Annotated in this window: 10 protein-coding genes and 1 tRNA gene; 4 read left to right on the forward strand and 7 right to left on the reverse strand. The window is 61.9% G+C overall.

Annotated features, from left to right (window positions below; genetic code table 11):
* The first annotated feature begins 13 nt into the window (after positions 1–13).
* The 3 genes from FF124_RS03605 to FF124_RS03615 are packed head-to-tail and all read left to right on the forward strand — an operon-like array spanning position 14 to position 5,244.
* Positions 14–1,837, forward strand: a complete 1,824-nt coding sequence (locus FF124_RS03605) for a hydantoinase B/oxoprolinase family protein (protein ID WP_138747127.1) — start codon at positions 14–16, stop codon at positions 1,835–1,837.
* Positions 1,824–3,860: a hydantoinase/oxoprolinase family protein gene (locus FF124_RS03610; protein ID WP_210237428.1), complete on the forward strand. Its 2,037-nt coding sequence runs from the start codon at positions 1,824–1,826 to the stop codon at positions 3,858–3,860. The genes FF124_RS03605 and FF124_RS03610 overlap by 14 nt, the downstream gene beginning before the upstream one ends.
* 4 nt (positions 3,861–3,864) lie before the next feature.
* Positions 3,865–5,244, forward strand: a complete 1,380-nt coding sequence (locus tag FF124_RS03615) for a M20/M25/M40 family metallo-hydrolase (RefSeq protein WP_138747129.1) — start codon at positions 3,865–3,867, stop codon at positions 5,242–5,244.
* A 37-nt stretch (positions 5,245–5,281) separates the two neighbouring features.
* On the opposite strand, the gene FF124_RS03620 is transcribed toward FF124_RS03615, so the two are convergent.
* From FF124_RS03620 to FF124_RS03635, 4 genes are all read right to left on the reverse strand, one after another.
* Positions 5,282–5,479: a hypothetical protein gene (locus FF124_RS03620; protein ID WP_138747130.1), complete on the reverse strand. Its 198-nt coding sequence runs from the start codon at positions 5,477–5,479 to the stop codon at positions 5,282–5,284.
* Between the two features lie 59 nt (positions 5,480–5,538).
* Positions 5,539–6,498 carry a cation diffusion facilitator family transporter gene (locus tag FF124_RS03625; protein WP_138747131.1) on the reverse strand — a complete coding sequence of 320 codons (960 nt, stop codon included), beginning with the start codon at positions 6,496–6,498 and terminating at the stop codon, positions 5,539–5,541.
* A 103-nt stretch (positions 6,499–6,601) separates the two neighbouring features.
* Entirely contained in the window at positions 6,602–7,120 is a 519-nt protein-coding gene (locus FF124_RS03630; protein WP_138747132.1) for a disulfide bond formation protein B, read from the reverse strand.
* 9 nt (positions 7,121–7,129) lie between these two features.
* Entirely contained in the window at positions 7,130–7,711 is a 582-nt protein-coding gene (locus tag FF124_RS03635) for a YqaA family protein (protein WP_138747133.1), read from the reverse strand.
* Positions 7,712–7,902: 191 nt separating this feature from the next.
* Here FF124_RS03635 and FF124_RS03640 point away from each other — a divergent pair.
* Positions 7,903–7,987, forward strand: a tRNA-Leu gene (locus FF124_RS03640).
* Between the two features lie 520 nt (positions 7,988–8,507).
* Here the strand turns inward: FF124_RS03640 and FF124_RS03645 are convergent.
* From FF124_RS03645 to FF124_RS03655, 3 genes are all read right to left on the reverse strand, one after another.
* The gene (locus FF124_RS03645) at positions 8,508–9,398 is read right to left on the reverse strand and encodes a dihydrodipicolinate synthase family protein (RefSeq protein WP_138747134.1); all 891 of its coding nucleotides are present in this window, start codon (positions 9,396–9,398) and stop codon (positions 8,508–8,510) included.
* Between the two features lie 93 nt (positions 9,399–9,491).
* A complete protein-coding gene (dapA, locus tag FF124_RS03650) occupies positions 9,492–10,412 on the reverse strand; it encodes a 4-hydroxy-tetrahydrodipicolinate synthase (RefSeq protein WP_138747135.1) in 921 nt (306 codons plus the stop codon).
* 110 nt (positions 10,413–10,522) lie between these two features.
* The gene (locus tag FF124_RS03655; protein WP_138747136.1) at positions 10,523–12,052 is read right to left on the reverse strand and encodes a tripartite tricarboxylate transporter permease; all 1,530 of its coding nucleotides are present in this window, start codon (positions 12,050–12,052) and stop codon (positions 10,523–10,525) included.
* Positions 12,053–12,064: the final 12 nt, after the last annotated feature.

Raw genomic sequence — 12,064 nt, forward strand, 5'->3', positions numbered from 1 at the left:
TGAAGGTCATAAAATGTCAGACACAGTGAACAAAAAAAGCGACGGCGTCCCGCCGCTCTGCGACCCGGTAACGCTCGAGATCATCCGCGGCGCGGTGGCTGCCGCGCAGGCAGAGATGGAAGCGCTGCTTGAGCGCACCGCGATTTCCGCCTTCATTCGCGAGAAGAAGGATTTCTATACCGCGCTGTTCGATGCAGACGGCGTGATGGCTGTCGGTTCCATGGTTCCGATCTTCGGCGATATGACCACGCCCGTGCTGGAGAAGTTCCCGGCCGAAACCATGCAGCCCGGCGATCTTTACTGGTATAATGACTGCTACGGCTCGCGCGGCGCGGTCTCCCATTCCAATGACCAGGTTCTGCTGGCGCCCGTCTTCAATGACGGCAGGCTTTGCGCTTTCGTGATGAGCTGGGCGCATTTCGCCGATATCGGCGGCATCCACCCGGGCTCGATCAGCCCGGATGCCACGGAGATCTTCCAGGAAGGCATCATCGTGCCGCCGACGAAGCTGATTTCGGCCGGCGTCACCAACGAGACCGCGCTTGAAATCTTCCACCGCAATTCGCGTTTCCCCGACCAGAGCATCGGCGATATGCGGGCGCTGATGGCGAGCGTTGACCTCGGCGTGCGCCGCATCGGCGAGATCGTCGATCGTTTCGGCGCGGATGTGCTCGCCGACGCGCTCTCCCAGCTTCTCGTGCGCACCCGCAAGCTGGTGCGTGAGAAATTGGCCGAGACCTTCGACTATGGCACCTATTCCTTCACCGATGCGATCGACACCGACGGGCATGGCAACGGTCCGTTCAAGATCCGCTTTTCTCTGACGCGGGAAGAGGCCGAGGACGGCGACGACCGCTTCATCTTCGATGCCACGGCCACAGACGATCAAGCTCCCGGTCCGGTCAATTTCTTGATGAACCGGGGGGTGCCCGGCATGGCGCTTGGCCTGTTCTATCTCGGCGGCGACCCGGCGCAGGTCTGCAATGCCGGCGGCCCGAACGCGATTGACGAGGTGAGACTGCGCGAGGGATCGTTGCTGAAGCCGACATTTCCCGCACCGCTCGGCATGCGCGGTCTGACGACGATGCGTGTGCTCTCGGCAATCAACGGCCTCGTGAATGTCGCAGGCGGCAAGGCGCCCGCCGCCAATTCGGCTTACGTGATCACCATCATGCGCGGCAATTTCCGCGATGAGGACGACGGCCGGCTGAAGCGCTTCCTGCTCGCCGACGGCATCGGCGTCGGCTATGGCGCGCGGCCGAATGCCGACGGCATCGATGCGGTCTATTTCGTCGCCCAGGAGAATTATCCCGTCGAATTTCTCGAGGTTGGCTATCCGGTGCGGCTCAGGCGCTACGGGATCGTCGAGAACTCCGGCGGCGCGGGCAAATATCGCGGCGGCTGCGGGATCGTCCGCGAATATGAGATCCTCGCCGAGGACATGATGCTGGCTGTCCGGATCGACAGCGTCAAGAACCCGCCCTGGGGCATTCACGGCGGCATGGGCGGCGGCAGCGGCCGCGTCACCGTCAATCCCGGACTCGCCAACGAAAAGATATTGAAACCGCTTTCGGACGGCAACCGGCTGGTCAAGGGCGACATCCTGCGTATGGAAACGGGCGGCGGCGGCGGTTACGGCCATCCCTTCGACCGGGCGGCGGACAAGGTGCTGGCCGATGTGCTCGGCGGCTTTGTCAGCACTGAAGCGGCAGAACGACTCTACGGCGTCGTCATCCGTGACAGCATTGTCGACCGCGCCGCAACGGCGGCACTGCGCGAAAACCGCCCCGAGACCAAAGCCTTCCATCGCCAGGAGTATGTCGATGTCCTCGCCTGAAACCGCCCTTTCGATCGCCGTCGATATCGGCGGAACCTTCACCGATATCTCGCTTCTGGACCGGGCAAGCGGCAAGGTGTGGCGCGCCAAGACGCCGAGCATCCCGGCGGACCCCTCGGAAGCCTTTCTCAACGGCATCCGTCTCGCCCTTGGCGATGCCGGCCTTGAGGCTTCGCGACTGTCGCAAGTGCTGCACGGAACGACCGTTGCCACCAACATGATCCTTGAGGACAAGGGCGCCAGAACCGCACTGATCACGACGCGCGGCTTCCGCCATGTGCTGGAAATCGGCCGGCAGGATATTCCGCGCAAGGCCAACCTCTACAATTGGGTCAAACCGGAGCGCCCCGTTCCCGCTGCCCGCATCATCGAGATCGACGGGCGCATTGGGCCCGGCGGCGCGGTTCTCGAGGCGCTCGACGAGGCAAGCGTGCGCAAGGCGGCGGTCGCGATCCGCGCCATGGATGTGACTTCCGTCGGCGTCTGCCTGCTGCATGCCTTTGCCAATGCCGCCCATGAAGAACGCGTTGTCGCCATCCTCGCCGAAGAGCTGCCGGACCATGCGATCACCTGCTCCACGGATGTTCTGCCGGTCGTGCGCGAATTCGAGCGCTCGCTGACCACGGTGCTGAACGCCACGGTCATGCCGGGCGTGACGTCCTATGTCGAAAGACTGGAACAGCGCCTTGCCGACGAGAAGGTCGATGCGCCGCTGCTGCTTATGCAATCGAACGGCGGGGTTGCCGGTGCTGCCGCCATTCGCAAGGCGCCTGCGCTTACGGCGCTTTCGGGACCGGCTGCCGGCGTGGTCGGGGCGCGGGCTGCGGCATCGGCCTGCGGCATCAAGGATATCATCACCGTCGATATCGGCGGCACCAGCGCCGATATCTGCCTGATCAAGGATGGCGAGATCGGGCTCACCCAGCATGGGCGCATCGGTGAATGGCCGCTGCCGCTTCCCATGGTCGACATGGTGACGATCGGCGCGGGCGGCGGTTCGATCGCCAAGGTTGCCGATGGCACGCTGACGGTCGGCCCGCAAAGCGCCGGCGCCATGCCCGGACCTGCCGCCTACGGAAATGGCGGCGGCGAAGCGACTGTGACCGATGCCCATGTCGCGCTCGGCCATCTGCCGGCAAAACTGCTTGGCGGGCGCATGGCGCTCGATGTCGAGGCCGCTCTTGGCGTGATCGACACTGCCGTCGCCAAGCCCCTGAAGCTGGGACGAGAGGCGGCGGCACGCGGCATTCTCGCCATTGTCGACAGCCACATGGTCGGCGCCGTGCGGGTGGTCTCCGTCGAACGCGGCCATGATCCGCGCGATTTCACCCTGGTGCCCTTCGGCGGCGCGGGGCCGCTGCATGGGTGCGCACTGGCCGAACTCCTGGGCATTCGCCAGGTTATGATCCCGGCCGCCCCCGGCGTGTTATGCGCCGACGGTCTTCTGGCCGCCGACCTCAAGGCCGAGTTCAGCCGAACCATGCCAAAAGCAGGCACGATCGATGTGGAAAGCGCCGGGGCGATACTCGCCGGGCTCGCCGAACAGGCCGATCAATGGTTCGACGAGGAAGGCGTGTCGCTTGAAGCGCGTGAAAAACAACCGGTCGCGCTGTTGCGCTATCACGGCCAGGGTGGAGAGCTCGCCGTCTCCTGGGCTGATGATGCCGCAGCGGTTGAAGCGCGTTTCGCCGAGGCCCATCAGGCGCTTTACGGCTTCACCCTTGACGCGGCGATCGAACTGGTGACGCTCAGGATCGAGGCGAAGGGCCGGGTCGATGCGCCCGAAATCGCCGCTCTGCCACCGCAGCACGGCGCGATCACGCCGTATGACACCGTTCCCTTGCATTTTGAAACCGGCACCCAAACCGTTCCCGTCATCGACCGGGCGACGCTTGGCGCGGGCGCGTCATTCGCCGGGCCGGCAATCCTCACCCAACTCGATACCACCACCGTCGTCAAACCCGGCTGGAGCGGTCGCGTCGATGCCTCGGGTGCCGTGATCCTGAACCGTGAGGAGGGCTGAAGCCATGACCGCAACCGGACTTGAAACCGCCTTCGCCCATATCGATGCCCATGCGGATGATTTCATCGCACGGGTGATGGAGTATGTCAGCCATCCCTCGATCAGCGCCCAGAACAAGGGGATCCGCGAGGTCGCCGGCATTCTGGTCGACAAGCTGACAGCCATGGGGTTTGAGGCGGAGACCATCGCGACGAAAAACCATCCGATGGTGCTTGGCCGGTGGGAGAAGAAGCCGGGCAAACCGACCGTGCTGCTCTACGGCCATTACGATGTACAGCCGCCGGAACCGCTTTCGGAATGGAAGAGCCCGCCCTTTGAACCGACCATCCGCGACGGCCGCATCTATGCCCGCGGCATTGGCGACAACAAGGGCCAGCACTTCGCCCAGTTGATGGCGATCGAAACCCTTCTGGAAACAGCGGGCGAACTGCCCTGCAACGTGCTCTTCCTGCTGGAGGGCGAGGAGGAGATCGGCTCGCCGCATATCGCCGAGTTCGTCGCCGAGCACGCCGACGAGCTAAAGGCCGATCTGGTGATCACCTCCGACGGCCCGCTGCATGAGAGCGGCCGACCGATCATTACCTTCGGCGTGCGCGGCGTTGCTTCCTTCGAGCTTCATTGCCGCACGGCAAGGCGTGATGCCCATTCCGGCAATTTCGGCGGCGTCATGCCGAACGCGATCTGGAAGCTCGTGCACCTCTTGTCAACGATGAAGAACGAGGCCGGCGAAATCACGATTGAAGGCCTGAACGAACCCGTCATTCCGCCGACCAATATGGAACGCGAGGCCGTCAGCAAACTGCCGCTCGACCTTGAGGCGATCAAGGCCGATCTCGGTATCGAAGAACTGGACGCGCCCGCCGACCGCGCCTATTACGACCGGCTGATGTTCCACCCGACGCTGACGATCAACGGTTTTCACGGCGGCTATGGCGGCGAAGGGACCAAAACGGTGCTGCCATGCGAGGCGATCGCGAAATGCGATATCCGTCTCGTCGAACCGCTGACGCCGGATTACGTCTTCGAGAAGGTGAAGGCGCATGTGGAGCGCCACGCGCCCGATGTCGAATTCATCCCGAGAAACGGCATGCTGCCGTCGAAGACGCCGATGGACAACCCGTTTGCCGCAACCATCGAACAGGCGATCATCGATGCACGCGGTGAGGCGCCTCTGCTCTACCCGACCGTCGGCGGAAGCCTGCCCGATTACGTCTTCACCAAGATCCTGAAGACGCCGGCCTTCGTCGTGCCCTATGCCAATGCCGACGAGGCGAACCACGCGCCGAACGAGAATCTGAAGATCGACCTTTTCATCAAGGGCATCAGGACCGGCGTGGCGCTTCTGACCCGGATCGGCGGCATGGACGATGCCCCGGTTTCATGAAGCGGCGGCTTTGGGAAGTTGACGAGAACGCATGGTATCAGCCGTTCCTGCAATAAATCTCCTGGGTATTGAGCGGCACCATGAGGGCCGTCATGTCCAGCGAGGACGGCGGGTCGGAAAGGTCGGGGGCATTGCTCATTTCGATCCTCGGCGCTGACTGGCTGTCATTCGCGAATATCGCGGGCATGACGACGATACCGTCGAACCCGCCGCCAATGGCATGGCGGGCTGGCAAAGCCTGCTCCTTGATGCCGGCCTGGCTCCCCGACGCGAAGGTGCGGCGCTCCCCGTGCCTCACACCACGTCCGAGGGGCGCAGCCTGCATTTCTCGGCCGTGTCTGCGGTTTCGATCTGCAGTGTGGTGTGGCCGATCTCGAAATCCTCGTGCAGTTCTTCTGGAAGCGAGGCGAGCAGGGAGCGGTGATAGCCCTCGGCGCAGACGATATGCGCCGTCAGCGCCGTTTCGGTGGTGCTGAGCGCCCAGATATGAAGGTCGTGGACTTCGTCGACGCCATCGGCCTCTTCCAGATGCGCGCGGACTTTTTCGATGTCGATGCCGGCGGGCACTGCGTCCATGGCAAGCCGGGTCGAATCGCGCAACAGGCCCCAGGTGCCGACCAGAATGACAATGCCGATGACGAGGCTGACGGCCGGGTCGATCCAATCCCAGCCAGTGAAGCTGATGACGATGGCCGCGATGATGACGCCGACGGTGACGCCGGCATCCGCGGCCATGTGAAGATAGGCGCCGCGAATGTTGATGTCCGATTTGCTGCCTGAGGCAAACAGGAAGGCGGTGAAGCCATTGACCAGCACGCCGGCCGCCGCGACCCAGATCACCGTGCCGGTCTCGATCGGCTCGGGCGTGAAGAACCGGCCGATCGCCTCCCAGCTTATGGCGCCGACGGCGACAATCAGGATGATGGCATTGGCGAGCGACGCCAGGATCGGCGCGCGCTTGAAGCCATAGGTGCGAATGCCGCCCGGCGGTTTGGCCGCAAGCCAGATCGCGCCCCAGGCCAGCACGAGGCCCAGAACGTCAGAGAGGTTGTGTCCGGCATCGGCCAGAAGCGCCAGCGAGCCGGTGATGATGCCGAACACCGCCTCCAGCGCCACATAGATGATGTTGAGGGAAATGCCGATGGCAAAGGCGCGGCCGAAGCTCTTGGGCGCGTGGGAATGCCCGTGCCCGCCATGACCGTGCCCGCCGTGACCGTGCCCGCCATGGCTGTGATCGTGATGATGCCCCGACATGCTTCGCCTCCGCGTTTGAGATTGAGAGGAATGTAGAAGCTATAGCGGGGTGAGGATCAAGGGGCCCGGGCGCGAAAAGTGTGCCCGGTGTTCTGCCATGATCCTACTTCTTCGGCGTGCCGGCGCCCCAGAGCGCGATCGCCGCGATGATGATGCTGACGACGACGTTCCAGCCGGCGAAGGAGAGGCCCAGCACGCGCAGCGCTGCCTCGTCGCATTTCGGACCGGTGACCCGATCGAGGTCGGCGAGAAGCGAGTTGGCATCCGTCGTCATGCCGGAAAGCGAACCCGAACAATCCGTCGGACCCGCCCACCAGTGCCATTCGACGCCGGAATGGTAGATGCCCATGATCATGCCCCAGATCATCAGCCCGGCGATGACGAGGAGCGCCAGCCTGCCGATAAGGCGCGGTATGAAGCCGAAGCGGATGGCAAGCAGCCCGACAATGCCGACGGGCACGCCGATGTAATAGGGTTTGCGCTCCAAAAGGCAGAGATGGCAGGGAATGTAACCGCCGATATGCTCGAAGCCGAGGGCCGAAAGTACCGAGACGGCCATGCCGAGCGTCACCAGAGCGAGGCTGATGACGAGACGATTGTCTGTGATGAAGCGGGGGAGCATGGGATGGACCTAAAAGACATATTTGACGAGGTAGAATCCGCCGAACAGCAGCACGACGAAAACGGTGAAGAGAATGCCAAGATATTTCTCGATGAAATCGCGGATCGGCACGCCGTAGCGGTTGAGCAGAAAGGCGATCAGGAAGAAGCGGAACGAGCGACCGATGACGCTCACCAGGAGGAAGATGCCGAAATTGAGCCCCGTCGCGCCGGAGAAGATCGTCAGCACCTTGTAGGGGAAGGGGGTAATGGCGGCAAAGAGAACCCCCCAGCCGCCCCAGGTATTGTACCACTCGGCGATCTGCTCGAAGGAGTGCTCCTTGCCGTAAAAGGCGAGGATCGGCTGGCCGACGGCCTCGAACAGGAACATGCCGATCAGGTAACCGCCGATCGCGCCGAGGATCGAGGCGAGCGTGCAGATGAGCGCGATACGCACCCATTTCAGCGGCTTGGCGATCACCATCGGGATCATCAGCACATCCGGCGGGATGGGAAAGAACGAACTTTCGGCAAAAGAAACGGCAAACAGCGCGCGTTCGGCGTGGCGCGTCGCGGCAAGGGAGAGTGTCCAGTTATAAAGGCGGCGCAACATGTGATGATCCGGAAAGAATTGGCGACAAGGATTTAGAATATTGCCGGAGGATGGTAAATCCTGCGCCGCTTGTCCATTCTTCACTACGGCGTGAAGCCGCCTTTTCGCATGATCGGGATCAAAATCCCGGTTGACGCAACGGCCGTACCCCGTATATTTCGCCCCAACCCGGTCGCCAAGTCGACCGGAGGGCCCCTTTGGCGGAACTGGTAGACGCGCCTGACTCAAAATCAGGTTCCGAAAGGAGTGCTGGTTCGATTCCGGCAAGGGGCACCACCTATCTTTTATTTTTTCAATATAAATAATGACTTAGGGGGCGCTTTCGTTCTCCCTGAATATCCCCCTCAAGGGCATGTGCTCGAAACTCCAATTCTCGCAAATCATGCGGTCGTGTCCCCGCACCGGTCCCCGTTAGCTCCTGAACGTTCCAGACAACCCTCGGCCCCGCGCATGGTGAATCTTCGGAAGCCGTAAAAAGGGCTTTGGAATCTGAAGGTTATAGAGGGCGTCAATTTCTGGACGCCCTAAAGTGAATAGCCCCGCGAATTGTAGAGACTTTCCCGCCCAAGATGAGAAAAGAAGGTGGCAATAGCAGAAGAAGGACCGTTCGATGGTTGCGGATCCGGCCCGATGCGGCGCGCACATTCTGCGAGCCTGCGCAGCTGGAGATCAAGGGCGGCACGCCAGTTACCTCGCTCGCGCTGCCGCCTCGAAATCAAATTTCCCGCTGTCACAGGTTCATCGGCTGATTTGCGGCTACCCCTGTCATCGACGCTTCATGCAATATCTCCTGCATCTATTCGTCTTTCACGCCTTTCAGAATTGCCGCCATCCGGTCGACCAGTTCTTCCGGCACGTCGGACATCGGGCTTTTCGAGAATCCGCAGTCGCGCCCGAGAAGCCGGGCTGCCGCCTTCATGCGGGCGGGAAATTGCGGTCCGCGTACGATCTTCCAGAGAGGATAGAGGCGGTTTTGAATCTTGAGCGCCTCGTCGTGTTTTCCGGCCCGCGTCAGGTCCCACATGCGCACCGAAAGCCGGGGGAAAAGTGCCAGAATGGCAGAGATCGCGCCGTCGGCGCCGAGCGCGAAACAGGAATGGAGCATTTCGTCGGTTGCGGCATAAACCATGCCGCGATCGCTGCAGGCGACCCGCATGTCATACATCGCCATGACGCCGCCGACGCTCTGCTTGACGCCGATCACGTGTTCGATGTCGAGCAGCTCGGAAAAGAGTTCGGACGAGATCTCGTTTTGCGGCACGACGTTGTAGATGATGATCGGCAGGCCGACCGCCTCGGAAATTGCGCCGTAAAAGCGCTTGTTTCCGGCAGCGTCCGGCACCAGGACATTGTAGAACGTCGGCGTGACCATAAGCGCATCCGCGCCGGCCGTCTTGGCCGCCATGGCGGTTTCGATCGCCGCAGCGGTGGAGCAGCGGGCGACGCCGGCGACAATGGGAACACCCTTCCGGTTTTCCGATTGGATGATCTCGATCATCTGCACCAGCTCGGCATTCGTCAGCGCCGCGCCCTCGCCGGTGCTTCCGCCGGGCGAAATGCCATGGACGCCCGCATCCAGCAGGTAGCGGACCTCTCGGCGATAAAGGGCCGCGTCGATCGCTTCGTCTTTGGTGAAGGTCGAGACGACGGGTGGAATGATCCCGTGGAATGATGTACCTTTTTTCATTGTCTGTGGTCCTGTGGCTATCAAGCGCGCTTGGTCGAAACGTTTGGGGCTCCAGAAGAGGACGCCCGCCAGCGTCCTCTCCCGGTGGTTGCGTCAGAGGATGCCGAAGTCGGAAAGGGCTTTTCGAACAGCTTCGACTTCTTCTGGCGTGCCGGGGGTCAGGGGCAGACGCGGCACGCCCGCATCCGTTCCAGTCAGGCGCAGAGCGTCCTTCCAGAGGCTTACGGGGTTCGTGCGACCGTTGATTCCCATGACCTTCAGCAACGGATAGAGCTTGCGCTGCATCGCCGCGGCCTCGGCAATATTGCCTGCCAGAAAAGTGTCGATCATCTTGCGGATATAGTCGCCGACCACGTGGGACGCGCCCGACACCACGCCGCCGATCCGTTTTTCGCCGCCTTGTGTGAAGGCTTCGAGAACCATGGTGTCGTCGCCATTATAGACGATGAAGTCTTCCGGCGTGGCGTTGAGGAAAGCGGTCATTTGCTTGGGATTGAGTTCTGCCTCCTCCTTGATGGCCACGATATTGTCAAGCGATGCAAGCTTTCCGACCGTAGCGGGGTCAATGTTGACGCCGGTGAAGATCGGAATGTTGTAGAGCATGATGTTGAGGTCCGGAAGCGCTTCGGAAACCTTGACGAAGTGGTTGTGGATCTCCTGCTGCGCCGGCTTGGTGTAGTAAGGCGCCACGACCATGACCGTCTCGAAACCCAGCTTCTTTGCTTCATTGCCAAGCGCGATCGTCTCGATCGTCGAGGTGCAGCCGACGCCGGCGATCAGCGGAACGCGGCCGTCCACTGCCTTTTTGACTGTTTCGAGAATGGCGACCCGTTCGGCGAATGTCTGAGTGTGAAACTCGCCGGTGGTGCCTGACAGGATGAGCGAGTCGGCAAAGCCGTTGTCGACCAGATGGGTTGCGAGGGCCGCGAGTTTGCCGTGATCGACGCTCTGGTCCTCGCCGTAAGGGGTGACGAGCGGGATGAGAACGCGGCCGTAAGTGTCCTTGTTATACATTTCAGTCTCTTTCTGGAGTTTTCCAAACGATGGTTGTCCCGGTACGGGGGTGTCGTCGATATTGCTTTTCCGTCATCTCCTTTCCTTTCGAGTCGCCGGTTCCTCGCGCCTTACTGCGGGCCCCGGTCGGTATTGGCGATCCCGCCGGTCGCGCCGGCAAGCTTGCGGGTTTGGCGGACCCCTCTGATGATCAAGGGCAGCACCCAGATGGCGATCGTGAAGAGGCCCAGTCCGGCGGCGATCGGGCGTTCGAAGAAGCCCAGAAAGTTTCCGTCGGCGATGATCATCGATGTGAGAAAGTTCTTCTCGACGAGCGGCCCGATCACGATGCCGAGGATGATCGGAGCGATCGGGAACCCCTTGCTCTCGAGAATGAAGGCGACCACGCCCATGGCCAGCATCACGCCGACGCCAAAGACCGAATTGTTGACCGCGTAGGAGCCGACGATGCAGAAGGCGAGAATGGAGGCGTTGAGATAGGTGCGCGACAGGCGGAAGATCGAGCGCGAAAAACGTACGGCAAGCCATCCGAGGGGGATGATCAGCAGGTTCGCCAGCGCAAAGACGATCATGACCGCGTAGAAGTTCTGGGGATTGTTGATGAAGATTGTCGGGCCGGGATTCATGCCCTTCATCACCAGGACGCCCACGGCAATGGCCGTGACAGCATCGCCGGGAATGCCGAAGACCATGGCCGGGATCCACGCCGAACTCAGCGCGGCATTGTTGGTCGCGGAGGCCTCCACCAGTCCTTCGGAATGTCCGGTCCCGAATTTTTCCGGCGTTTTCGAGAATTTCTTCGAGATGGCATAGGAAATCCAGGCGCCGAGATCGCCGCCGGCGCCGGGCAGAGCGCCGATCACCGTGCCGAACGCGCTGCCGCGCAGTACATTGAATTTATGACGCCAAAGCGTGCCCACCATACCGGCAAGCGGGTTGCCGATCTTCATGACCGGTTCGCGTTTGCCGGGCTCGCCGGCCTTGTGCCGGAGGATTTCGGACAGGGCGAACATGCCGATCATGGCCGGTATGAAGCTGATGCCGCCCATCAGTTCCGTCCAGCCGAAGGAAAAGCGGGGCGTGGCCGTCAGCGGGTCGAGGCCGACGGTCGCGATGAACAGGCCGAGAAGCAGCGAAAGCGTTCCCTTGACCTTGCTTCCCGAACTGATCAGCGCCGCGCATGACAGCCCCAGCATCGCCAGCCAGAAATATTCGAAACTCGAAAACTGCAGTGCGATCTTGCCGAGGGCCGGCGCGATGAAGAGCAGGGCGACAAAGCCGATCATACCGCCAACCGATGACGAGCAGACGGAAATGCCCAGCGCCTTTGCCGGCCGGCCGGCTTTGGTCATGGCATAGGCCTCGTCGACATAGGCTGCGGATGCCGGGGTGCCGGGAATGCGCATCAACGCTCCGGGAATGTCGCCTGCAATGATGGCCATCGTGGTGCAGGCCACGATGGCCGCGATGGCGGGAACCGGATCCATGTAGAACGAGAAAGGTACAAGCAGGGCCGTCGCCATCGTCGCGGTGAGGCCGGGAATGGCCCCGACGAAAAGGCCGAAAGTGGCCGCGGCGCAGATCACCAGTAATGTATAGGGCGTGATGACAAGTTCGATTGCTTCGAGAAAGACATGCATGGCCGTTTCTCC

It is taken from the genome of Martelella lutilitoris (assembly GCF_005924265.1).
In the GTDB taxonomy this organism is placed as follows: Bacteria; Pseudomonadota; Alphaproteobacteria; order Rhizobiales; family Rhizobiaceae; genus Martelella; species Martelella lutilitoris.

What these genes read in the sequence shown, in the direction of transcription:
- FF124_RS03605 (WP_138747127.1), top strand. Translation starts at nt 14, where the DNA reads ATGTCAGACACAGTGAACAAAAAAAGCGACGGCGTCCCGCCGCTCTGC.
- FF124_RS03610 (WP_210237428.1), top strand. Translation starts at nt 1,824, where the DNA reads ATGTCCTCGCCTGAAACCGCCCTTTCGATCGCCGTCGATATCGGCGGA.
- FF124_RS03615 (WP_138747129.1), top strand. Translation starts at nt 3,865, where the DNA reads ATGACCGCAACCGGACTTGAAACCGCCTTCGCCCATATCGATGCCCAT.
- FF124_RS03625 (WP_138747131.1), bottom strand. Translation starts at nt 6,498, where the DNA reads ATGTCGGGGCATCATCACGATCACAGCCATGGCGGGCACGGTCACGGC.
- FF124_RS03630 (WP_138747132.1), bottom strand. Translation starts at nt 7,120, where the DNA reads ATGCTCCCCCGCTTCATCACAGACAATCGTCTCGTCATCAGCCTCGCT.
- FF124_RS03635 (WP_138747133.1), bottom strand. Translation starts at nt 7,711, where the DNA reads ATGTTGCGCCGCCTTTATAACTGGACACTCTCCCTTGCCGCGACGCGC.
- FF124_RS03645 (WP_138747134.1), bottom strand. Translation starts at nt 9,398, where the DNA reads ATGAAAAAAGGTACATCATTCCACGGGATCATTCCACCCGTCGTCTCG.
- dapA (WP_138747135.1), bottom strand. Translation starts at nt 10,412, where the DNA reads ATGTATAACAAGGACACTTACGGCCGCGTTCTCATCCCGCTCGTCACC.
- FF124_RS03655 (WP_138747136.1), bottom strand. Translation starts at nt 12,052, where the DNA reads ATGCATGTCTTTCTCGAAGCAATCGAACTTGTCATCACGCCCTATACA.